Source organism: Paenibacillus sp. Soil522, assembly GCF_001428245.1.
Classification (GTDB): Bacteria; Bacillota; Bacilli; order Paenibacillales; family Paenibacillaceae; genus Pristimantibacillus.
Genome location: NZ_LMRV01000013.1, coordinates 1 through 23,495 on the forward strand (window position 1 = coordinate 1; position 23,495 = coordinate 23,495).

Sequence of the window (23,495 nt, forward strand, 5' to 3'; positions counted from 1 at the left end):
TGCAGACATTTTCACTCGTCATGATCGGCTGTCTCTAACTTGAATGCTTCCGTATATTGCTGAAACACTTGTCTTTGTTTTGCCATAAAAAATATCCCCTCCAAGTTCACTCTTTCCTTCATGATAACATGAGGTTTTTTTAGAGTGTCTACTTAAAGGGGATAATACCACCCTTTCCTAGCTTCGCGGTTTTTTGTTAATCATATCAACAAATAACTTGCCTTTATGGTCAATCGTGCAAAAAAATACGTCCTTGAAATCGGTGACGCCTTTTTCCTGCAGCACATTTTTGAGCCAAAACCTCGTTTTATCTAGCTTTTCCAAGTTTGCATCCTGCACCTTGCCATCCATAATAAGCGGGATAGGCAAAATTTCGAACCGGTACTTTTGAGGAATAATTTTGGACGTGTGGTATTGATTAAGATTTTTTTCAGCTGCCGGGCTTTTTGTCGCTTGATCTTTTTTATTGTTGTCATCGTCTGAAGCGTAATTCTCCTTCGGTATGACTGAGAGCTTGCCGCTCGTTTCCAATATGGCAAATTCCACATCTGACACCGCGGTGATTTTGTTTTCCCGGAGCTGGAGCATTAAGTCATCCAGGTTGTAGCGCTGTTTACGCATAACATCGCTATTTAACTTGCCTTTATCAATAATCACGCTAGGCTTGCCATCAAACAGCAGCCTCAGCTTCCGGCTTTTCATCGTTATAAAAGCACTGCCTAATTGAATAAGCAGCAGGACGATCATCGGCAAAATACCGCTCCACATCGATCGATCCATGTCTTCGATTACGATGACGGCAATTTCCGCGATCATGACTGAAATCACGAGATCGAACACCGATAGCTTACCGATTTCACGCTTGCCCATAAAACGCATGATCAGAAATACGACGAAGTAAATTACTACCGTCCGGATTAACAGGCTCCAAAATTCCAACGGAAACCGCCTCCTCGACTTTGTCATACGAGCTGTTGTCAGCTGCATTTGTCCGTACAGCTATTCTGACCTGCGCGCAGATACATCATACCCCGGCACCTTACACGAATATATGGCAATGAATTGACCGCAGCCCGATAAAAATTTGCTTACTAAGCGTATAGTTGTACTATTCTGCCTGGCTTGGCCATATGGATAAGTAATACGTACCTATCGCTGGGGGGAAATTTGATGAGTTCGGTTAAACCATCTCCTAAACCGCCATTAATTGCTTCACCTTTGCTTGCCGGAGTGCTGTTTTCAATTATTTGGCTGGCAGTAGGCGCCTTGCTGCTCTCGCTGCTTTTGCATTTTACTGCTATGAAAGAAAGCAGCTTACCTACAAATGCATTATTGGTTCATGGCTTTGCGGCGCTTGCGGGCGGATTTACCTCCGGCCGGCGGTCTGAGAGCAAAGGGTGGTATCATGGCGCGCTGCTTGGATTGTTGTACGGCGCAATCGTCATTATAATCAGCTTCCTTGCTTCTAACGCTTCACTTTCGCTTCACAGTGCCATCCTGCTTGGAGCGGCTCTTCTTTCAGGCGCTTTCGGCGGCATGATTGGTGTCAATTTAAAAAAATGAAAGACGGTGCTTAAACAAAAAAAACGGCTGACATGTTTACATGCCAGCCGTTTTCTATTCCATTATACTTTATTCTGAAACTGCCGGTGCAGAGTTAATGATCGTATTAATCGCACTGCGCTCAAAAGTCATTTTTGTTGTATCGTTTACGCGAAGTACAACCGTATCATCAGTGAGCTCTAGAACCGTACCGTGCAAGCCACCAATTGTTGAAATTTTATCGCCTTTTTTCAATTGGTTAAGCATGGAAGTACGTTGCTTTTGTTTCTTCTGCTGCGGACGGATAAGTAAGAAATAAAACACCGCAAACATAAGCACAAATGGCCAAATCATACTAATAATATTACCTGAACCTGCTGCATCTGCTGCTAGCCACATCGAAATCCCCCCTTTCAAAACCCTTTCTCATTATCGAACAGGCCGTAGGTTGCGAAGAAGGAATCCCGGAAATCGAGCAGCCTGTCCTCCATAATCGCTTGCCGAACGTCCCGCATGAGTTGAAGCAAGAAATGCAAATTGTGATACGTGGTTAATCTCATACCAAAAGTCTCATCCGCTTTAATGAGATGTCGGATATATGCCCTCGAATAGTTCGTGCAAGTATAGCATGAACACTCCGGATCCAATGGACCAAAATCTTCGGCGTATTTCGCATTGCGAATGACGAGTCTGCCTTGGCTGGTCATCGTTGTCCCATTGCGGGCAATTCGAGTTGGCAAAACGCAATCGAACATATCGATGCCGCGGATCGAGCCTTCAATCAGCGCATCCGGCGAGCCGACTCCCATAAGATAACGAGGTTTATTCGCCGGCAAAATGGGAACCGTATAATCGAGCACATCATACATGAGATGCTTAGGCTCGCCTACACTCAGTCCACCAATAGCATACCCCGGGAAATCCATGGAAGTCAAATCATTTGCGCTCTGAATGCGCAAATCTTTATACATCCCCCCCTGAACGATCGCGAACAGCCCTTGATCATGAGGCCTTGCATGCGCTTTAAGGCAGCGTTCCGCCCATCGCGTCGTGCGCTCCAGCGATTTCTTCACATATTCGTGCTCAGCCGGAAACGGCGGGCATTCATCGAATGCCATCATAATATCCGAGCCAAGCGCGTTTTGAATTTCCATCGCAACCTCCGGAGAGAGAAACTTCTTGTCTCCGTTCAGATGCGAGCGAAAGTGAACGCCCTCCTCGGTAATTTTGCGCATTTCACTTAAGCTGAACACTTGAAAGCCCCCGCTGTCCGTAAGGATCGGCCTGTCCCAGTTCATAAACTTATGCAGTCCGCCGGCATTTTGTACAATCTCATGTCCCGGTCTTAGAAACAGATGATACGTATTGCTCAAAATAATATGGGCATCCATCGTCTTAAGCTCTTCAGGACTCATGGTTTTGACAGTAGCTTGCGTACCTACCGGCATAAAGGTTGGCGTCTCGATAACGCCATGCGGAGTGTGTACGCGTCCGAGCCGCGCTCCTGATTGCTTGCATTGTTTGATTAATTCATATTTTACAGCCACAATTCACGCTTCCTATTCCTAATTAGTAAATAAACATCGCGTCGCCGAAGCTGAAAAAACGATATTCATGAGCTATCGCTTCCTCGTAGGCTTGCATGACAGCGTCGCGTCCAGCCAGCGCGCTTACAAGCATAACGAGCGTTGACTTTGGCAAATGAAAATTGGTGAGAAGTGCGTCAACGAGCTTAAACTCGTAACCCGGAAAAATAAAAATCGATGTCCAGCCGCTGCAGGCTTCTATAAATTTCCCTTCAAAGCGCGCTGCCACAGTCTCAAGCGTTCTGGAAGAGGTTGTCCCGACAGCAATAATACGCGCCCCGCTCCGTTTGGCTTCATTTAATATTTCCGCATTGTGCTCATTCAGCTCATAATACTCGGCGTGCATTTCGTGATCTTCGACTAAATCAACGGACATTGGACGGAAAGTCCCCAATCCGACATGCAGCGTAACGCATGCAAGCTTAACGCCTTTAGCCTGCAGCTTAGCAAGAAACTCGTCGGTAAAATGAAGGCCGGCCGTTGGAGCAGCCGCAGACCCCGCATGCTTCGAATATACGGTCTGATACCTTTCTCTCTCCTCCAGCCTTTCCTTGATATAAGGCGGCAACGGCATTTCACCAAGACGGTCCAGCAGCTCTTGAAAAATACCATCGTAAACGAATCGAACCGTTCTTCCGCCCATCTCGCCTTCCTGCTCAATGACAGCGCGCAGCAAAGGATTACCTTCTCCATCGTCTCCGAAGGAAAGAGCCGTGCCGACCTTCAATCGTTTAGCCGGCTTGCCCAAAGCTTCCCAGCTGTCACCTTCGAGCTGCTTCAACAGCAGCAGCTCAATCTTTGCCCCGGTGTCGCTCTTTATTCCCGTTAAGCGAGCAGGAATAACTCTAGTATCATTTAGTACGAGGACATCCCCGGATTGAAGATACTGCTCCAAATCCGTAAATTGATTGTGCGTCACTTCGCCTGTTTGCTTGTTTAATGCGAGCAGTCTTGAAGCCGTTCTGTCAAGCAGCGGCGTCTGAGCAATTAAACGATCCGGCAATTCAAAATCAAACCATTCTACGTTCATATCGATTCAATCATTCCTTAGCGATGGTTACATCTTTGTAATAGTATTTCAAAATATATTGATAGTCATACCCTTGCTGAGCAAGGCTTAAAGCCCCATACTGCGACAAACCTGCTCCATGGCCGTTTCCTGATCCTATAATGCGGAAGGCAGGCTCCTTCGTTGCAGCACGCAAATGATTGCTTCCATCGAGAATAAACAAATTAGCATTAGCAGCTTCAGCAACTCCGCCTCCCGCGCTAATTGCAAAAACAGGAGCTGTGTCCGATGGCTTTGTCCGCGTCGCCGAGCCTGCACCGAGCAAAGCGACCTTTGCTGTCTCCTCAATCTGGAACAACGTACTCGGCAACGAGCCTTGTACGCCTAATGCAGCGCGCAAATCAATTGGATAGGTAACAACCAGTTTCTGTTCATTTGCTAAAATTTCTGTTGCGCGTCCTGATGCGCCGCGCTGGCTGACTTCTAAAGAGCGAATTGGCCCCGATACCGGTGTCTTCACTTTAGCATTAATGGCCGTTAGTATTTCCTGTGGCGTATAAGGCCCCCGCACCCAAGACATCGAATTGGATTCAACGGTTTTCTCAAGTACAACAACCTGTGTTCCGCTGTCCGCCTGCGCAATGACAGGAATCGTATCTTGGATTACCGGATGCTTGCGCACCTTCGTGCCATTCGTATTGACTTGCATGATGCGGCTTCCAGCTGCTGTCGTTTGTCCCGTTTCATCGAGCAAATCTTCGCGAATGTATCCGATGGAGCCGCTAGGAAGCACAACGCGATACCAGCTGTGTAATCCAGCCTCAGATGAAGCATCCGGGCTCTTCACCGCTTGCAAATAAGGAATCGAATTGTTCCATATTTCTTTGGCATCAGCCGTTACTCCTCCGCCATTCGCAGAAAATAACGCTTCTATTACTTTCCCGTTGTACAAAACGACTTCGCCTGCTGTCTCTTCTACGGCGGCTATCGTTGATGGACGCTCCGAGCCGATGCCGTAGTAAGCCTGGCTTAATGTAGTATCCACGACATGAGCGATTTGGAAACCAAAGCCCTTATTCAAGGCAAACGTGCGCGCGGCTACAGCCTGCGCCTTCAAGGCCGCTTCTGGCCATGAAGGATACATTTCCACGCCGACAACCGAGTACAGGTATTGCTCAAACGGCAGCTCGTTTATGACCGCCATTCGTCCATTAAGCACGCTTAGCTCGAATAGTCCCCGATAGCTGCGATTGCTCCGTTCCGTTAGCTTGATCGGATCCGTGCCTGCGGGAGATACCGCTATTTTCGTATCGCTGCCCGCAAACATAAATAGTTCTACGCTGCTCTCCGCTTTGGCGCTGATGGAGTGATCATTCCTGACTAATAAATAAGCGTCCCCAGAATCGGCTTCCTTAAGCGCGCCGCCGCCTGATACTTTAGCAGCCGCTGCTTTAACAATTTGGAGCTCCGCCTCCGTTACAGCAGCTCCGACCATAACCGAGTAGCTGGCTGAACCATTTTGCGCTCTGCGAACGGCTACAAAGGCATCTAAGCCAGCTGCGCCAAAGCCGCTTGCAGCCTCGATAGCAGCCGCTTTGCTCGTTAACGGGCCGCTTTCCAGATAAAGCGGACCTTGGAGCACCGATTTAAAGCCGCCGGCTAGCTTAGACAGCTCGCTGTCGCCATTCCATTTCGTTTGTGCGGAGGTTGCCTCTGCTTCTGTGTTATATGTACCTTCTATAACCTGATAGACGATAGCTCCGTTTTTGGAAAGCGATGTCAGGAATGCTGATCCTTTCAAAGCTTGCAGCCTTTTGTAAACAGCTAGCGCAGAATTAAAAGTAGACGATTCAAATACTTTCACCTTAAAGCTATCCACCGCAAAACGAACCGTGGCCGCCCCTTCAACTTTAAACCAATGATTGACACCATCAGGTTGTCTTGCGCCGATGGACATGCCGCCTGCTGACGAGAACGTCGCCGCAGCTGTCGTATCGGTATAATATTTCCCAGGCAATTGCAAATGCATAAATAAAGCAACGCGGATCGTTTCCAGCTTCGGAACCGCCGCCTGTGACGGAGAGCCTGTCCAAGCTGAAGCGAGCAGTAAAATCGTTACTGCCAAAATGATGTATCGCTTAATTGACCGTTTAATTGCCATGCTTGTTATTCTCCCCTTTGCCCTGCGGCCGCTCGCACTCATGAATGGAACAGCTTTGCTCGGTAGAACCAAACCATTCATATCTTCTACCCGCTACAAATCGATAAATGTGATCAGCCGTGCGCTTCATCCCTGGTATGCGGTAAAAAACGGATAGCCAGCGCAGGCCCTTAACCGTTCTTAATATGCGAATAACCCCGTCTGCCCCGGCAAACAGCTGCCCCTTATCGTCGACAACATGCATTTTCTCATACAACTCTGTGTAGTTCAGCTGACGAATACGAGGAATGAGCTGCTCCGCTTCAACAGAAGCTTCCAATTGCTGAATCTGTACAAAATGCAAATCCGCATTAGACTTTAGACCCTTTAGCTTTGCTACTGAAGCCAGGCAAAGATTGCAATGGCCGTCATAGATGATATAGAGCTTCTCGGAAGAAACGTCAGCTGCCCGGCTCATAGACTATTGTCTCCCCGGTATCGGAAGGCCTAAATGCCGATAGGCGTTATCGGTAGCTATCCGTCCGCGCGGCGTTCGCTGCAAGAAACCGATTTGCATTAAATAAGGCTCATATACATCCTCAATCGTTTGGCTTTCCTCGCCAATCGTCGCGGCAATCGTATCGAGTCCCACAGGTCTGCCTGTAAAAGTAGTCATCATCGCTTGCAGCATTTTGAAATCGATATGATCGAGGCCCATCGGATCGACCTGCAGCAGCTCAAGCGCAGAACGGGCAATGTCATGCGTAATGACTCCATCCCCGCGAACCTGTGCGAAATCGCGCACTCGCTTAAGCAGACGATTTGCGATACGCGGTGTTCCGCGCGACCGCATCGCAATCTCGGAGGCAGCCTCCCCTACGATGCCGACGTTCAATATCTCTGCTGTTCTAGACACGATAAAAGCAAGCTCATCAATCGTATAGAACTCCAGCCGGCTAACGACTCCGAAGCGGTCGCGAAGCGGCGCCGACAGCAAGCCTGCCCGTGTAGTTGCTCCGATTAGGGTGAAAGGCGGCAAATCCAATCGCACCGAACGGGCGCTTGGTCCTTTCCCGATCATAATGTCGAGCGCAAAGTCTTCCATAGCCGGATATAATACTTCCTCTACTGTCCGATGCAGCCGATGGATTTCGTCGATAAAGAGCACGTCACCCTCCTGCAAATTCGTAAGCAGCGCAGCAAGATCGCCAGGCCGCTCAATAGCCGGTCCGGAAGTCGTGCGAAGATGAACTCCCAGCTCGTTGGCGATAATGTTCGACAGCGTCGTCTTCCCAAGTCCTGGCGGACCATACAGCAGCACGTGATCAAGCGCTTCTTTGCGCAATTTTGCCGCTTCGATATAAATTTCCAAGTTTTCTTTAGCCTTCGTTTGCCCAATATACTCGGCCAAGTAGCGGGGACGCAAGCTGAGTTCAACCGCCTGGTCTTCCATCATCAGGTTGGCGGAAATGATTCTATCATCCATCTGCATTCATCTCCTTCCGTTAACCTTTAAACAGCTGCTGCAAAGCCCGCTTCATTAAAGAATCAACCGTTTCCTCCGCCGTTACGCTATGCTGCAGCCCATTCCAAGCTTTATCCAGCTCAGCAGCCGTGTAGCCTAGCGCGGCAAGACCTTCCCGTGCCTCCTGCCATGCCGTGCCCGCACCTTGTCCCGAATGTCTGCTCGATGCGAGATCAAGCGCTGCGCCTGCCGCTGTCAATAAGCCTCCGTCAAGCCCCGCACCGATCAGCTTATCCTTCAGGTCAAGAATCATCCGCTGTGCGGTTTTCTTTCCTATGCCGGGCAGCTTCATGAGAAATGCTATGTTTTCCTGTTGAATCGCCGCAATTACAGCATCCGGCCGACCGCCCGATAAAATGCCTAACGCGACGCGCGGCCCAATACCGGAAACCTCGAGCAGCTTGCGGAACAATGTCTGCTCCTCCCTCGTCTCGAATCCAAATAACAAAATAGCATCCTCTCGGACGTTATGATGAATATAGACGGTTACGGGCTCTTCTTTTTTGGCGAATGCATACGGATTAGGAGTAAATACGCGATATCCTGTATCTCTTACGTCCAGAACGATATATTCGGATTCTAAATGTACCACAACGCCTCTTAAAAAATCGATCACGAACGATTCACCTCATTAGTTTTCTGGGTCAATACGACGGAATGGGCATGACAAATGGCCACTGCAAGCGCATCGGCAACATCATCCGGCTTAGGCACCGCCGACAGCTTCAGAAACATTTTGACCATCTCCTGCACTTGCTTCTTCTCCGCTTTCCCGTAGCCGACAACAGCCTGCTTCACTTGCAGGGGCGTATATTCTCCGATGGGCAGGCCGCGCTGCGCTGCGGCCAAAATAATAGCGCCTCTAGCCTGCGCTACATCAAAAGCCGTCGTTACGTTCCGGTTAAAAAACAGCTTCTCCACGCCAACGGTATCCGGTTTATATTTATCCATCAAAGCGCCCGCAGACTCGTAAACTTGCAATAAACGCTGCTCGGGGGGCGTATGGGCTTCCGTCTGAATCGCTCCGTATTGCACGGGCGTAAGCTTGTGTCCGACCTTATCTATAAATCCAAATCCAACGATCGCATAACCGGGATCAATGCCAAGAACGCGCAAATTGCCATCTCCTCAAACGTTTTACAACGTAAAACTTGCTATGTAAGCCTATACTTGGTTGTACAGCGTAAAACCCGCTTGCTCAGCATACTCTCTGAAAGTTGCTTCACCCATTATAGCAAAAGATGGAGTGAATGAGAACGCGCGTTTGATATTTCGGTTAAAGAACAAACTATAAACGGCAATCGCCATTCTTTAGTTGCAAAAGCTCGCTATCGCGGATGAATTAAAGCAGCATATATGGTTCAAGTTTATAAACTCGTATATTTTAATTAAAAAAGACTGCACTGTAAAGTGCAGTCTCTTCTAGCCACCGGTTAATAGGCCGGCTTCATTACTTTTTGATTTTGCTCCACAGCATAATCACTAAAGGTCGACAAAACGCTGTTGTATTCTTCAATGTCGCTTATCCGAATCCCATTGGTAAGCTGATCCAGCTTGTCCTGCGGCAAGCTGCTCTCCATGTAGCGGACGTCCAGCTGAAAAAAGGTGCGAACGACCTTTTCCTTTTTCGGGACACCGTCATAAAGCGTAAGATTTCCGTTCTTGTCGACACCCATATAAGCATTTGCTTTACAATGCTCAGACAAGTCTTCGATGTGCTGTTCAAAATGCACCGTGCCTTGCTCTTGATCAAGTACTGCCTTCCATTCCGGATGAACGAGCAAAAGCTGCACAATTTGCTTGCTCATCATACGTCCAAGCGTCTTTTCTTCCTCGCCGCATACAAAAACGCGGTGCAGCTTAACGGATAGCGGTCCAGCCTGCTTCTCCATCGTTTTAATGAAGGTGCTTTGTTGCTCGGCTGGCTTCGCCGCAGCTATTTCAGCTTGAGCAGCGGCCAGCCAGCAAGCGAGCAAGCTAAACAGAATAGCGCCCAGCGTCCACATTGGGCGGCGCTTGCTGCGAAGACGCTTCTTTAAGTTTTTCCAAAGGGTGAATGGCATCATGGGGAAGACCCCTTCTTCATATTTTTTGATAGTATGCGCCAATATTACATAAATATTCAAGCAAGGCACTCCTTATCGTGTATGTAAAGCCATTTAGCGATCTCTAGCCTACTGCGGGACTGCGCAAGGATATAGAATACGAAAGGGATGCCCCGGGAGATTTTTTTATCTCCCGGGACATCCCTTGTTCCTACCTTAACGATTGATCCAAGGCAGATTGGAGCGTTTCGTTTTGTTTTGCCGAGATGTAACGGTTCTGATAACCGCTTTTTTACCGGTTTTCCGTGGCACTGCCGTCTTTACTGCTTTAGGTGTTTCAGCATCTGCCAGCTTCGCTGAGGCTTGATCGGACCGGTTTCCTTTACAGCCGCAATCTGCTTGGTTAAAATCGCCTGCACCTGCCGTTTGCGGCCAACCCGGGTATGACGGGTACGAAGGGAACCCTGCTGCAGGATACCCGTTGCCGTAACCCCCATCATAATGGACATTGGCTGGCGATACCATTCCTTTTCCGCTGTGACCATAGCCGTAATCAGGCTGCACATTCGACGGCGAGACCATGCCATGGCCGTAGCCATATCCATACTCTGGCTGCATGCTCATTGGGTAAACCATGCTCTGGTTTGGACTCATCGCCAGCGGCGATACCATTCCCGCATTTGGTTGGGATGCCAGCGGCGATACCATTCCCATATTCGGCTGGGATGCCAGCGGSGATACCATTCCCATATTCGGCTGGGATGCCAGCGGCGATACCATTCCCATATTCGGCTGGGATGCCAGCGGCGATACCATTCCCATATTCGGCTGAGCCAGCGGCGATACCATCCCCATATTCGGCTGGGATGCCAGCGGCGATACCATTCCCATATTCGGCTGGGCTGCCATCGGCGATACCATTCCCGGATTAGGAAATGCTGAAGTTCCTTCAAACATATTGTTATTTTCATACTGAAGAGGGCTCACCATTGGATGACCATAGCCCCATTCTGGGCCGGCACCGAGCGGCAAAGCCGAAGGCGATGGATAGCTGCCTACGAACACTGTCCCTGGAGGACATTCGAAATAAGCATCGTCACCTTCACTTAACGGACTTACCATGTTGCTGAATGGAACGGGCTGCTGCCAGCCGCCATAACCTGTTTGTGGAGGCATTGCCATTGGATAGCCATAACCGTCGTGTCCCATCTGTGCTGGCATTGCCATTGGATAGCCATAACCGTCGTGTCCCTTCTGTGCTGGCATTGCCATTGGATGGCCATAACCGTCGTGTCCCTTCTGTGCTGGCATTGTCATTGGATCGCCATAGCCGTACCCGCCGTACATAGGCTTCTGTGTGGCCGGTGATAACGCCTCAGGCGCTTTAGGCAAATCATACAAGGATAATGCTTCCGTTGCCGGAATGCCATATTGTTTGAACAAATCAACATTAGGCTTATATTCAGAATGGATCGGTTGAAGCTTCTTCTCTACCGGCTTCTCGATCGGCAGCGCTTTTTTCGCAGGCTGAACGGCCGCCGGCTTAGGAGCAGGAAGAGGAGCCGGTGCTACAGGCTGCACAATTGGAGCAGTAGGCTTTTTTTCCTGAACAGGAGCGACCGGTGCTGGCGCTACCGGAGCGACCGGCGCTGCAGGAACGGGTGCCACAGGCGCTGTCGGCGTTTTGCCCGGGATAGGACCTGTGGGCGTTTTCCCGATAATAGGAGCCGTAGAAAGCTTTCCGGCCAAGCCCTGTACGCCTTGCATGATGGAAGCAGGATTAAAGAAATTAGTACCGCCGGTACCTTGGCCTGTGCCGTTTCCGCCCGGCACCTCCTGCATCGACTCGTTAACCTTTGGTATGTTTACAATTTCACCGGTGAGCAGCACGTTCGGATTTTTGAGCTGAGGATTTGCTTTAATCATGTCCGCAAGCGGCACGCCCCAAGCCTTCGACAGCTTCCAAAGCGTATCACCCTGTTTCACGATATGCTGATGCATGATGTCCATTCCGCCTCCTGAGCCTCCCGTATGGCTCGATGGAATTTTTAGCTTCATTCCAACATCGATGACGTCCGGATTAGTGATGCCCGGATTCAGCTTCAAAATCTCTTCCAACGATACATTATACTTTTGGCCGATAAAATATAACGTGTCGCCTTTTTTTACAATATGGATTTTCACTCGCTGTTAACCTCCTGTCACGTTCTGAATAATCAGGCACTGCTAATGCCTATTATCAATCCTTACATCCTATGCAGAATATGGGCAGGTGTCTCCACTTTCACAAAAAAAATAGTAAAAAGCCGAGCTCACCCCTCAGGGTAAACCCGGCTTTCTTTTAAAGAATAAACTATTCAAACGCTTTTACACCATCTACCGAGACGATTTTTCTAAATTCCTGAAGCAGCTTTGTTGTAACCGGACCTGCCTGTCCGGAGCCGATCTTGCGTCCATCGACCTCACGTACCGCGATTACCTCAGCCGCCGTGCCTGTGAAAAATACTTCGTCAGCGACATATACGTCATGAAGTGTAAACGGCTCTTCCTTCAGCTTGTAGCCATGGACGGCACAAAGCTCCATAATGGCAGCCCGGGTGATCCCTTCAAGAGCGCCAATGTAGCATGGCGGTGTAAAGACGGTGCCGTTTTTGATGATGAAAATGTTATCGCTCGAGCCTTCGGCCACATAGCCGTTGGAATTCAGCATAATCGCTTCACCGACACCCGCTAAATTAGCTTGGATTTTCACCAAAATATTGTTTAAGTAGTTTAATGACTTAATCTTTGGATTCAGGGCATCCGGTATGTTGCGGCGCTGCGAGACAGACACCGATACGAGACCGTTCTGATAAGCTTCCTCAGGATAAATGGCAAGCTGCTCTACAATGATGATGACCCATGCAGCAGGACAGCGCTTTGGATCGAGACCTAAATTGCCGGGACCGCGGGAGACGATGAGGCGGATATAGCCGCCCTGCATCTCATTCCGGCGAATCGTCTCCACTAGTGCGGCCTGCATCTCCTCATGGGAGAGGGGAATGTCGAGCATAATTGATTTTGCCGAATCATACAGCCGGTCAAGATGCTCCTTGCATTTAAAAATATTGCCGTCATATATGCGGATGCCTTCAAAAATTCCGTCACCGTACAAGAATCCGTGATCGTAAACCGATATTTTAGCGTTCTCTTTTGATACATATTCCCCATTTAAGTAGATCCATTGCTGTGCCATGTCCTGTCTTACACCTCCAAAAAGTATGTCGCTTGCGTCTGATGGTTAAGCGTTGTTGCTTTCTGCAAAGCTTGGATAGCTTCCCAAAATGCGGACCTGGCAGCCAATAGCTTCGATTTCTTGAATAGCTGCAGGCAGCAGTACCGTATCGAGCGCCATGTCGATGTCGATAAAGAAATAATAATTGCCCAGCTTTTTCTTGGTTGGACGGGATTCAATGCGGGATAAGTTGATTTTGCGCCATGCAAAGGCAGAAAGCACCTGATGAAGCGCGCCTGGATAGTCCTCAGGCAGCGTTATTAATATGCTCGTTTTCATCATATCTGATTGACGAGTCGTATATGGCTCTGAACCGACCAATAAGAAACGGGTATAATTGTTATCATGATCCGTAATGCCTCTCGCCAGCACATCCAGCTTTTCATTTGCGGCTGCTGTCATCGTGCCAATGGCCGCCCATCCGGCATTTGGGTTATTTTGAACGATACGAACGCCTTCGGCTGTGCTGCTTACATGTTCTGTCGCGGCATGAGGCAGATGCGTACGTAAAAACTGCAAACACTGCGCAATGGCTACGGGGTGGCTGATTACTTTAGTAATGCGCGAATAATCCATTTCCCCATCATTGTTCAACAGCTCTGATTGTCGGCCGATTAGGTTCTGAATAGACGGGTACACCCACTCCGCTTGAATCGGAATATCAACCTCATGCACAAGCCAGTCCATATGCAGGCTTACGGAGCCCTCAATCGTATTCTCGATAGGAATGATGCTGTAGTCGCTAATCCCGTTTACCGTAGACAAGAACACATCGGAAATAAGACGATGATGCTTACAATCAATCTCTTCTCCGCGAAAAAAATGTCTAGCCGCCTCATCCGATACGGAACCGGCCGGTAATACCGCTATTGTCTTCATACCTTAACGTCTCCTTTAATTCTGTCCGGAAGAGGAGTGGTGAACTGCTTGGAAACATCCTCTACCGTAATTTGCGGGCCATGCACGCATGGAGACAGCCATAGCGTCTTCGCATTGATGCCCTCCTGCTTCAATGTATTCAGCAGAAATTGTTCCAGCGGAGTTTTGTCTGAGTTGTCATTAGTCGCAATGATCTCACTATCCGGCAACTCGAACGAGTTATTATCCTCGACAAATGCGATCAGTGTCGGTCCTGCTCCGCTAAGCGCAACGCCAAGCGCGCCATGTTCAACCGCGCGCTCCAGAATGGTCGTCATGCCGGGAATCAACGCGGCACGGTAAGGCTGATGCAGGCGATCCTTCATCGCATGACGGATGATGCCCAGCTCGCCGCTTGCTAGCGCCGCAACGAGCAAAGAGCTGCGTCCGACATTAAATATGGCGTCTGCCATACTGATTTGCTGCGGCAGCGCATGACGCGCTTTCTCCGTCGACAGCTGGAATGCCGGGATCGCGACGAGCGTCTTGAGACTGGGATGCGGCTCCAACCGTATGTAGTCGGCTCGCTCCCCATCCCAAGCGGAGACGACGATGCCCCCGAATAAAGACGCGCCCACATTATCAGGATGCCCCTCTAATGCCGTTGCCATTTGAAACAGCTTATCATCGGGCAACGGGCTGCCGATCAATGCATTCGCGGCAACGAGCGCTCCCACAATTGCCGATGCGCTGCTGCCAAGGCCGCGCGTAAGCGGAATATCGCTGTGCATCGAGATCGAGAGCTCCGGCACCGCAACGCCCGCCTCCTTGAAGACAAGCTGTGCAACCTTATAGATCAGATTCGTTTTGTCTTTCGGCAAGCCTTTCAATTGATCGCCGAAAAATTGGAATTCCGTCTGCTCAGCGACGCTCAGCTCAATCCATGCATATAAGGAGAGCGCCATTCCAAGCGTATCGAAGCCTGGGCCTAAATTGGCCGTGCTTGCCGGCACTTTTACAATAACTCTGCGATTATTCATAAGGCTTACCCTTCTACGCGGTAGACGCTCTTCACTTTGTGAACCACATCCAGCGATTCGAACGTTGCGAGTACCTTCTGGATGGCTGCTTTATTGGCATCATGAGTGATGATGATAATTTCAGCTTCCTGATTAGACGGAGTCGGCTGCTGCAGCACGGACTCCAAGCTGACTTCAAAGTCAGCGAATACTTGCGTAATGCGTGCAAGCACGCCGGCGCGGTCTGCTACTTTTAACAGCAAGAAATATTTAGACGAGATTTGCTCATCGGTTTTCAGCTTCTTCTCTTTGTAAGCAAGGCTTCCCTGCATTCCGTTGACGCCAAGCTTCAGGTTTTTCACTACCGCGACTAAATCGGAAACGATTGAGGTAGCCGTCGGAAGCTCACCTGCACCTGCGCCGTAAAACATCGTTTCGCCAACGGCTTCACCATACACATAAACGGCGTTAAACACGCCGTTAACCGATGCTATTGGATGCGATTGCTTTACCATCGTCGGCTGCACGCTAATGCTAATCAGATCATCCTGGCGCTCTGCGATGCCAAGCAGCTTCACTTCGTAGCCAAGACGCTTCGCATACAAAATATCCTCTTTGCTTACCGAAGAAATCCCTTTAACCGAAACATCCTCAAGCGCTACGTTCGCGCGGAAACCGATGGTTGCAAGAATCGTCATTTTGCGCGCTGCGTCAAGTCCTTCGACATCCGATGTTGGATCAGATTCCGCATAGCCCAGCTCCTGGGCCTCCTTAAGCACGTCCAAATAAGATGCGCCCTCTTGACTCATTTTTGTCAAAATAAAGTTTGTTGTCCCGTTCACGATACCCATAATTTTATTGATGCGATCGGAAGAGAAACCTTCAACGAGCGTACGAATAATCGGAATACCGCCAGCTACGCTTGCTTCATACAGAACATCGCAGCGATTCTCTTGCGCTTTCGCCAATATTTCGGGCCCATGCAGCGCCATCAAATCTTTATTCGCCGTTACGACATGCTTGCCGAGGGAGAGTGCTTCCAAAATATACTCCTTCGTAAGCCCAATTCCGCCCATCACCTCAACGATGACGTCGATGTCAGGGTGGCGGATAATATCCCAAGGATCCTCTGTGAGCTTATCTTTGTCAATCGCGATATTACGCGCTTTGTTCTTGTTCTGAACGAGTATCTTTTCAATAACGATCGGCGAACCGACCTGACTTGCCAAATCCTCCTGATGTCCTTCAACAATACGGACTACGCCTGTGCCAACCGTTCCTAGACCTAACAAACCTACTTTAACCGGCTTCATATACACCCTCCATTATCAATTTTCGTTATCCTTGTCCGATGACCGAAGCTTTTCGTACGCCTGCCTGGCTGCGAAGCATTTCGACCAGCGATGACAGTTCCCCGGAAAGCTGCGAAATATCGACTGAAATGACGACGTTAGCGAAGCCTTGTAGCGGAATGGTCTGGTTCATAGTCAGCACATTGCCTTCCAAGCTTGCTACCATGCTGAGCACGTTCGAGAGCACGCCCGAGCGATGCTCCAAATCCATGGAAATCGTCGCGATACGTTCACGTTCCAGCTCATTAAGCGCATAGACGCCATCTTTATACTTGTAAAAAGCGCTTCGGCTGAGACCTGCGCGTTCAACCGCTTCATGAACAGTTGCCGCTTCGCCCCGGCTAAGCATTTCCTTTACTTGTATCGTCTTCAAAATCGCTTCCGGTAAAATGTCCTCCCGAACGACATAATAGCGTTCAGTCACTATTCGTCCTCCTCAAAAAGACAATTGTTCACCTATAGTGGACATTATATCGGAATACATGGCTTGGAGCAATAGGCAAAATGCGAAAAGACGGCTTTCGCCGTCTTTATTCCTTAATATGTGCTCGTGTTCTATCCGTTTGGATTGTAGTCACTGCCCTCGAAGAATTCGAATGCGAAATCACCAATTTGCACCATGTCGCCATCTTTGGCACCCATCTTACGAAGCTCAGCATCGACACCCATTTTGCGCATCGTACGCGCAAAGCGCATAACCGCATCGTAGGAAGTCAAATTCATTCGCTTCATGTATTTATCAATACCTTCGCTGACGATGACGTACACTTCATCTTCCTTATGGATGGTGAATGTCGTTTCTTCACGCTTCTCGTAAGTGTAGACCTTGCGTTCAGCAACATCCTTAACGTCTTCGATCTCAACCTGCTCGGATACCGTATCGAGAACATCAGCCGCTTTGTAGAGAAGCTCCTGCACCCCTTGCTTCGTTAGCGAGGAGATCGGCAGAATCTCATATTTGCGGTCGCCGCTTGCTGCTGCAAGCTGCTCCTTAAACAGTTCAAGCTGCTCCTCGGAGTCCGGCATATCCATTTTGTTAGCTGCGATAATTTGCGGCCGGTCTGCCAGCTTCGCGTTATAGAGCACAAGCTCTTCGTTAATTTTCACCCAGTCTTCAAAAGGATCACGTCCTTCGGAAGCGGACATATCGATGACATGGACAATAACCCGTGTCCGTTCAACGTGGCGGAGAAACTCGTGTCCGAGTCCTACGCCCTCGTGTGCGCCTTCGATTAAGCCCGGCAAATCGGCCATAACGAAGCTTCGGCCATCACCTACGTCTACAACGCCGAGATTTGGCGTTATCGTCGTAAAGTGATAAGCGCCAATTTTTGGCTTGGCTCCAGAAACGACAGAAAGCAAGGTAGACTTGCCCACGCTAGGAAAGCCGACAAGACCTACATCCGCCATTACCTTAAGCTCAAGCACAACCCAGCGCTCTTGCCCTTCTTCACCGTTCTCTGAGATATACGGAGCAGGATTGTTCTGCGTAGCAAAGCGAATGTTGCCGCGTCCGCCGCGTCCGCCTTTTGCGATGACAATCTGCTGTCCGTGACGTGTCATATCTGCGATGACTTCCTGTGTGTCATCATCCACGATTACGGTTCCCGGAGGAATACGAACGATCGTGTCCTCTGCGCCCGCACCATGCATGCTTTTAACTTTGCCGCGCTCGCCGCGATTAGCCTTGAAATGCTTCTGATAGCGGAAGTCCATCAGCGTGCGAAGCCCTTCGTCAACTTGAAAAATCAAGTCGCCGCCGCGGCCTCCGTCACCGCCTGCAGGCCCGCCTTGCTCGACATACTTCTCACGGCGAAACGAAACGATACCATCGCCTCCGTCGCCGCCCTTTACAAATATTTTCGCTTTATCGACAAACATGTTGTGCCCCCGTTCATGCGCGCATTTCCGCCCTCAGCAGCATCTTTGCATACGGATGCTCGAAGTTGATCGGCTGCATTGGCGCGCCTTCCAACTGCTGTTGTATTTTTTGCTTCCATTGCTGTTCGTTCATGAGTTCGCCATCATAATAGAAGGCTGCATACAATGCTTCCTCATCCAGCGATAGCTCCAGCGTAAGAACAGCAGTATTACCGTAGCCAGGCTTCGCCCCAAACCGATATGCGTTAATCGTTTGAATGAGCGTGTCGGCTATTTGATCGGCATCTGCCGTTATTTCATTTAAATGAATATCACCTTTCACAACGATCTGCAGCTCCAGCGTATTCGTTATCGTGCGAAACGATTGAATGAAGCTAATGAGAGAGGGAACGCCAAGCTTTGAAATACTGCTCTCCATAGCCATCCGTTCACTTATTTTCTCCACATACTCGGCCGCTTTATCCAGCTTTTTGAGCTGAATATAACCGAATACGACTTGTAAGTCATTCATCCAGTCATGGCGATGATGGTTGAGAGTCCGTATAGCAGAACTTTGCAGGGATTGAATCGTCCGCGTAGTCCGCTCCGCATGCTCTTTCCGTTCTGTTCGTATCCAGTAAGTTGCTACAGCTATAAGCCAAACGAGAAAGACAGCAGTTAACCACACTTTAGTGGGCCAAATAAGTACTGCGGCACAAGGCAATAAAATCGTTGCCGCCGCGTAATATTTCGCCGTTGTTAAGCGTTCCATCGATTAAACCTACTTTCTTCGTATTTCTTAGCTTATCCAGTATATCATGCGGCCGATCTACGGTCATCAGCCTCGAAATAAAAAAAACCGGCCAAGCGATGCAGGCCGGGTCTTGGTGCGTATATAAGATTGAGATTGTATTAAGCTTCTACTGCTGCAGCTACCGGAGCTTGAACAGCTGGATATACGCTCACTTTTTTGCGATCGCGTCCCCAACGTTCGAACTTCACTACGCCTTCTACTTTTGCATAAAGCGTATCGTCTTTCCCGATGCCTACGTTAGTACCTGGGTGAATTTTTGTTCCGCGTTGACGAAACAAAATGCTTCCAGCGGATACGGTTTGACCGTCAGCACGTTTAGCGCCAAGGCGCTTCGACTGCGAGTCACGTCCGTTCTTCGTGGAACCAACACCTTTCTTCGAAGCGAAAAGCTGAAGATTCAGTTTCAACATAGTTATTCCCTCCTTCTAAAAGGTTTGTGAAGCAAACCTACTTCGGAAGCGTAAGCTATGAAGGCTTACGCATTAAGAAGTTCATGAATTACGACATGCTTGCCGTATGATTTTGCAATAGTGTCAAGCATAACCGCCATCGATTCCAGCAGCAGCTGCATCCGACTGTCTGAAGCTTCGTCTGCAAGCGTCGGGATGTCCGACGATAGCCAGCCGTTCTTCATCTCGTAGGGAAGCTCCTCTCCTGCTAAAGCTTCGATCGCGTTAACGGTTCCAACCGATATGGCCGATACGCCCGCACAAACGATATCCTTGCCGGGCTTCGCATACTTAGCATGTCCTTCGACTGCAAAAGATACGATCCGTCTGTCAGCGGCTCTCCGTACAAATGTAACAGTTATCATCGAAATTCCTCTTACGCTTGGATTTTCTCGATTGTTACTTTTGTGAACGGTTGACGATGACCTTGCTTACGACGATAGTTCTTTTTGGCTTTGTATTTGTAAACGATGATTTTTTTGCCTTTGCCTTGTTTCTCGACTTTACCTGTTACTGTAGCGCCGGAAACAACCGGAGTTCCAGTTACAAGACCGTCACCTTTAGAAACCGCCAAAACACGATCAAACGTTACGTTCTCGCCTGCTTCAGAATCCAGTTTTTCGATGTAAATAACATCGCCTTCCTGAACTTTGTATTGCTTACCGCCTGTTACGATGATTGCGAACATTGTTGGTGCACCTCCTTATTTTCGAAGACTCGCCTAATTAAGGTGGCTCACGGCTTGCACCGTAAACGCTTATTTACCCAATCGGAGCGGTACTTGTACATCTCATTCCTCACGAGGTACGAGACACACACCCAAACAGTTTATCATACTATGCAAGCTATATCAATTGCTGCTCGAAGAAAAATATAACTATTTAAGCGTCTCGTTACGTTTTCGATGCGCTCCACAGCTCTCGCAGCGCTCCGATAGCTGATGGACAGCGTTCTCACGAGCCTTCTTGCGGGTCAGCTCAATCAAACCGAGCTTAGTCCAGCCTAGAATCGTACATTTCGTTTGATCGTTGCGCGCCTTTTCAATGAGACTCTGCATCACCTGCTCGCGGTGAGTATCCTGCTCCATATCAATAAAATCAATAATGACAATACCGCCGACATCTCTTACTCTAAGCAATCTCGCTATCTCATCCGCCGCTTCCATATTCGTCCGAAAAACCGTATCCTCGAGGCCGGAGGTTCCAATAAATTTCCCTGTATTTACATCGATGACCGTCAGTGCTTCCGTCTCTTCCCAAATGAGATGGCCGCCGCTTACAAGCGGGATTTTGCGATTGAACGCCCTTGTCACCTGCTCTGTTACCCGGTACGCATCGAATAAGGACATTCCTTGCCTCTGCTCAAATCTCTTCAGCCTCCCGCGCAGCAGGGGAGTCATTTCCTCGAGCAGCGCTGACGCCTCCTTAAATCTCGTTACATCATCTATCCATATTTCATCCATGTCGGTCGTTAAGGTATCCCGAACGGCCCGCCGCATAAGCCCCGCCTCCCGGTGCAGCTCGGAAGGCGCGTGCGCATCAAGGCTCCGCTCAGCAATTCCATGCCAAATCTCTCGTAGCTGATGGACGTCGGTTTTCAAGGAGCGCTCGCTCTCGCCCCCAGCCGCCGTACGCAAAATAATGCCTTCCTCCCGCTCGCGCAGCTTCTCGCCGATCGAACGCAAGCGCGCCCGCTCGCCCTCGGTGCTGATTTTTTTAGAAACGCCGACATAATCGGCATTCGGCATATAGACGAGCCACCGTCCGGGCAGCGTAAAGTGAGTCGTTACGCGGGCTCCTTTACCGCCGAGCGGCTCCTTCATCACCTGGACGGTCAGCTCCTGGCCCGGTATAACAAGCTCCTGTATAAGCGGCTTTTGTTCAGGCTGTTTTTCCAAATGCGGGTGGAGCAGCTCATCAATATACAAAAAAGCATTTTTGGCTAGTCCGATATCAACGAATGCCGCCTGCATGCCAGGCAGAACGTTCACGACGCGGCCTTTATAGACATTGCCTACCAAGCTGCTTGCTTTTGATTTTTCCATATAAAATTCAACTAGTCGGCCATTGTCCAGCACAGCGGTTTGCAGCATTTCTCCATGTACGTGCATCAACATTTGCTTCATTCCCGCATATCACCCGCCAGTACGCTTTTCATCTATTTTAACTGAAAAGTTCAGATACTGCACGATTAGGATTGTTTTCTGACAAGCAGCCCTCAACAATTTTCTGCTCCGGCAGCACTTTAACTTCCTTACTATCCGCCTCCACCATATAGATTAAATGGTATTGCTCCCTTCGAAACAATCTGGCTACGGAGAGGATCGACTGCCTGCCGCTCACGATAATAGGACTAGCAATATGCCCCCTCGTCAGCGCTTGCAAGGTTACACGCTCGCGGTACATCAGAAAACGGAAAAATAAAAAGGGAACGTTCCGGTAGTAAGTCCAATTCGTCATGATCAGAAATAAGCCAACGATCAGCAGATTGAGCTGTACGCCATCCTTATAAACAAGCAGCGGCAGAAGCGAGCAAATAATCATAAGTATGCTGAACAATAAGCTTATGCGGGCTGACCATATAAGCATTTTATAGTAATTGACGGTATAGCTTAAGGCAGCCTGAAGCAGCTTTCCACCATCGAGCGGATGGATCGGGAGCAGGTTAAACAAGCCGATCATGAGGTTCGCCTTCCACACATACTCTGCCCATTCCAGATCCCACAGCCCAAGCTGTCCGCAGATCCAAGCAGCTAGTCCCATCCATACGTTTTGCAGCGGACCCGCGATGGCTACGATCGCTTCCTCCTTGGCAGGCACGCCGCCGGCCTCCTCTACCTCTACGACTCCTCCAAACGGCAGCAGCTTCACCTCCCGCACCGTCCAGCCGAATCCTATCGCTACGATAACATGGCCAAGCTCATGCACCAGCACGAGCAAAAATAATGTAAACAGCTCCGCAAAATAGCCCGTCATGACCGATCCCAGCATTATGATGACAAACAACGGATGGACCGACCATAAGATCCCTTTCCATTTAATCAATCGGTATCACGCCCACCGGATCGATATACAAGTCATTTTGCTTCACGGCAAAATAAAGCAAGCTTGGCTGCGTGCCCTCCGCCTTCCGCAGGCTCCCGATTGCATCACCCGCTTCAACCCAGTCATTCACCTGTACATCCGTCTTTCCGAGCATCCCGTATATCGTAACACGCTTATTCGCATGCTGAATGACGATCGTTGAGCCCTGTTCATTCTGATCCGTCAACAGCAGCACGCGCCCTGTCTCGGCAGCGACGACCTGCTCCTCTGATTTTCCGGCGAGCTCGATGCCGTTCAGCAGCTCCGCGAAGGTTCGCACAAGCGCCCCCCCTTGCAGCGGCGATACGATTGGCAGCTTCACCGTGCCGTCCGCGCCTACTGCGACCTCGCTGTTGTCTTCAAATATAGGAATGAAGGATGGAGCGCCTGCGAATGTTTGCTTGTACCATGTTGCAGCCGCGGCAAAATCGATCTCATCGGTGAGCGCCTGCTTAACAAGTGCTTGTCCTTTAAGCGTATATTCCGTATCGTACCGAAACATCGCCCATACCGCTCCAAACAACAATACCGCAATTGCAAGCTTCCACTTCAGCTCTTTGCGGAAAGAATGCTTGCTTCGATCGTATCGCGGATCTTTTTTATTCGTGAGATCAGGTCTTTTGACGAAGCTTTTATTTTCGCTAACGCCTTTGTCCTCGCTCCAGCTTACCCATGGATTCGGGTTTGTTTTCCATACGATCTCGGGATCAAGCTCTTCCCTCTCGTCAACGTAAAAATATTCATGCTTATTAGGCACAACAGGTTCTGGATAAATGTCCTCCGTTTGTTCTGCCGCCAGATTCCGATCCAGCAAGTTTTTAATTTTTTGCTGTCTGCGCTGCTTCACGCCATCCTTCTTTTGCATCACTCTTTCCTCCCCGCCTCCGTCGCCGCTGCGACAGCTTTTCCTTTATACATGGATATGTGGGGAGTGAGACA

25 protein-coding genes and 1 other annotated feature are annotated in these 23,495 nt (G+C 49.4%); of the genes, 1 reads left to right on the forward strand and 24 read right to left on the reverse strand.

The genetic code is table 11. From position 1 onward, the window contains the following. Positions 1-177 precede the first annotated feature (177 nt). Positions 178-939, reverse strand: a complete 762-nt coding sequence (locus tag ASG81_RS02885; RefSeq protein ID WP_081417091.1) for a DUF421 domain-containing protein — start codon at positions 937-939, stop codon at positions 178-180. Positions 940-1,170: 231 nt separating this feature from the next. On the opposite strand from ASG81_RS02885, the gene ASG81_RS02890 reads away from it, so the two are divergent. Further along, positions 1,171-1,563 (forward strand): TIGR04086 family membrane protein, encoded by a 393-nt coding sequence (locus ASG81_RS02890; RefSeq protein WP_056628955.1) that lies wholly within the window; start codon positions 1,171-1,173, stop codon positions 1,561-1,563. A gap of 69 nt (positions 1,564-1,632) precedes the next feature. Here ASG81_RS02890 and yajC read toward each other — a convergent pair whose 3' ends face one another. The 23 genes from yajC to ASG81_RS03005 form a co-directional block, all read right to left on the reverse strand. Next, complete coding sequence (gene yajC, locus ASG81_RS02895; protein WP_056628957.1) at positions 1,633-1,941, reverse strand: preprotein translocase subunit YajC; 309 nt, start codon at positions 1,939-1,941, stop codon at positions 1,633-1,635. 14 nt (positions 1,942-1,955) lie between these two features. Further along, positions 1,956-3,089, reverse strand: a complete 1,134-nt coding sequence (tgt, locus tag ASG81_RS02900; protein WP_200961412.1) for a tRNA guanosine(34) transglycosylase Tgt — start codon at positions 3,087-3,089, stop codon at positions 1,956-1,958. 22 nt (positions 3,090-3,111) lie between these two features. Beyond that, entirely contained in the window at positions 3,112-4,158 is a 1,047-nt protein-coding gene (queA, locus tag ASG81_RS02905; RefSeq protein ID WP_056628968.1) for a tRNA preQ1(34) S-adenosylmethionine ribosyltransferase-isomerase QueA, read from the reverse strand. Positions 4,159-4,168: 10 nt separating this feature from the next. Further along, entirely contained in the window at positions 4,169-6,298 is a 2,130-nt protein-coding gene (locus ASG81_RS02910) for a SpoIID/LytB domain-containing protein (RefSeq protein WP_056628970.1), read from the reverse strand. After that, on the reverse strand, positions 6,288-6,755 hold the full coding sequence (locus tag ASG81_RS02915) for a thiol-disulfide oxidoreductase DCC family protein (protein ID WP_056628972.1): 468 nt from the start codon (positions 6,753-6,755) through the stop codon (positions 6,288-6,290). Before ASG81_RS02915 ends, ASG81_RS02910 begins: the two co-directional genes overlap by 11 nt. Before the next feature lie 3 nt (positions 6,756-6,758). Then, positions 6,759-7,763: a Holliday junction branch migration DNA helicase RuvB gene (gene ruvB, locus ASG81_RS02920; RefSeq protein ID WP_056628975.1), complete on the reverse strand. Its 1,005-nt coding sequence runs from the start codon at positions 7,761-7,763 to the stop codon at positions 6,759-6,761. A gap of 19 nt (positions 7,764-7,782) precedes the next feature. After that, positions 7,783-8,418: a Holliday junction branch migration protein RuvA gene (gene ruvA, locus ASG81_RS02925; RefSeq protein ID WP_056628978.1), complete on the reverse strand. Its 636-nt coding sequence runs from the start codon at positions 8,416-8,418 to the stop codon at positions 7,783-7,785. After that, complete coding sequence (ruvC, locus tag ASG81_RS02930) at positions 8,415-8,918, reverse strand: crossover junction endodeoxyribonuclease RuvC (RefSeq protein WP_056628986.1); 504 nt, start codon at positions 8,916-8,918, stop codon at positions 8,415-8,417. The genes ruvA and ruvC overlap by 4 nt, the downstream gene beginning before the upstream one ends. A gap of 317 nt (positions 8,919-9,235) precedes the next feature. Further along, on the reverse strand, positions 9,236-9,868 hold the full coding sequence (locus ASG81_RS02935) for a BofC C-terminal domain-containing protein (RefSeq protein WP_155971156.1): 633 nt from the start codon (positions 9,866-9,868) through the stop codon (positions 9,236-9,238). A 195-nt stretch (positions 9,869-10,063) separates the two neighbouring features. Further along, positions 10,064-12,031 (reverse strand): LysM peptidoglycan-binding domain-containing protein, encoded by a 1,968-nt coding sequence (locus ASG81_RS33470; protein WP_056628995.1) that lies wholly within the window; start codon positions 12,029-12,031, stop codon positions 10,064-10,066. A gap of 169 nt (positions 12,032-12,200) precedes the next feature. After that, complete coding sequence (ilvE, locus tag ASG81_RS02945) at positions 12,201-13,082, reverse strand: branched-chain-amino-acid transaminase (RefSeq protein ID WP_056628998.1); 882 nt, start codon at positions 13,080-13,082, stop codon at positions 12,201-12,203. A 45-nt stretch (positions 13,083-13,127) separates the two neighbouring features. Further along, positions 13,128-14,000 (reverse strand): prephenate dehydratase, encoded by an 873-nt coding sequence (gene pheA / locus ASG81_RS02950; protein WP_056629008.1) that lies wholly within the window; start codon positions 13,998-14,000, stop codon positions 13,128-13,130. Further along, positions 13,997-15,019, reverse strand: coding sequence for a homoserine kinase (gene thrB / locus ASG81_RS02955; protein ID WP_056629013.1), 1,023 nt, complete (start codon positions 15,017-15,019; stop codon positions 13,997-13,999). Before thrB ends, pheA begins: the two co-directional genes overlap by 4 nt. Positions 15,020-15,024: 5 nt before the next feature. After that, positions 15,025-16,311: a homoserine dehydrogenase gene (locus ASG81_RS02960; protein WP_056629015.1), complete on the reverse strand. Its 1,287-nt coding sequence runs from the start codon at positions 16,309-16,311 to the stop codon at positions 15,025-15,027. Positions 16,312-16,336: 25 nt separating this feature from the next. Next, positions 16,337-16,774: an ACT domain-containing protein gene (locus ASG81_RS02965; protein ID WP_056629020.1), complete on the reverse strand. Its 438-nt coding sequence runs from the start codon at positions 16,772-16,774 to the stop codon at positions 16,337-16,339. Between the two features lie 131 nt (positions 16,775-16,905). After that, entirely contained in the window at positions 16,906-18,231 is a 1,326-nt protein-coding gene (gene obgE, locus ASG81_RS02970; protein ID WP_056629023.1) for a GTPase ObgE, read from the reverse strand. Positions 18,232-18,244: 13 nt separating this feature from the next. Further along, positions 18,245-18,982 carry a Spo0B domain-containing protein gene (locus tag ASG81_RS02975; protein ID WP_056629026.1) on the reverse strand — a complete coding sequence of 246 codons (738 nt, stop codon included), beginning with the start codon at positions 18,980-18,982 and terminating at the stop codon, positions 18,245-18,247. Positions 18,983-19,122: 140 nt separating this feature from the next. Beyond that, positions 19,123-19,434, reverse strand: a complete 312-nt coding sequence (gene rpmA / locus ASG81_RS02980; RefSeq protein ID WP_056629028.1) for a 50S ribosomal protein L27 — start codon at positions 19,432-19,434, stop codon at positions 19,123-19,125. 65 nt (positions 19,435-19,499) lie between these two features. Further along, on the reverse strand, positions 19,500-19,838 hold the full coding sequence (locus ASG81_RS02985) for a ribosomal-processing cysteine protease Prp (protein WP_056629031.1): 339 nt from the start codon (positions 19,836-19,838) through the stop codon (positions 19,500-19,502). Between the two features lie 11 nt (positions 19,839-19,849). Continuing rightward, on the reverse strand, positions 19,850-20,161 hold the full coding sequence (gene rplU / locus ASG81_RS02990; RefSeq protein WP_056629034.1) for a 50S ribosomal protein L21: 312 nt from the start codon (positions 20,159-20,161) through the stop codon (positions 19,850-19,852). Between the two features lie 15 nt (positions 20,162-20,176). Continuing rightward, positions 20,177-20,266, reverse strand: a sequence feature (ribosomal protein L21 leader region). Between the two features lie 84 nt (positions 20,267-20,350). Next, positions 20,351-21,598 carry an Rne/Rng family ribonuclease gene (locus ASG81_RS02995; RefSeq protein WP_056629038.1) on the reverse strand — a complete coding sequence of 416 codons (1,248 nt, stop codon included), beginning with the start codon at positions 21,596-21,598 and terminating at the stop codon, positions 20,351-20,353. 37 nt (positions 21,599-21,635) lie between these two features. Beyond that, positions 21,636-22,517 carry a M50 family metallopeptidase gene (locus ASG81_RS03000; protein WP_056629043.1) on the reverse strand — a complete coding sequence of 294 codons (882 nt, stop codon included), beginning with the start codon at positions 22,515-22,517 and terminating at the stop codon, positions 21,636-21,638. Continuing rightward, positions 22,510-23,421 carry a M23 family metallopeptidase gene (locus ASG81_RS03005; protein WP_056629046.1) on the reverse strand — a complete coding sequence of 304 codons (912 nt, stop codon included), beginning with the start codon at positions 23,419-23,421 and terminating at the stop codon, positions 22,510-22,512. Before ASG81_RS03005 ends, ASG81_RS03000 begins: the two co-directional genes overlap by 8 nt. Positions 23,422-23,495: the final 74 nt, after the last annotated feature.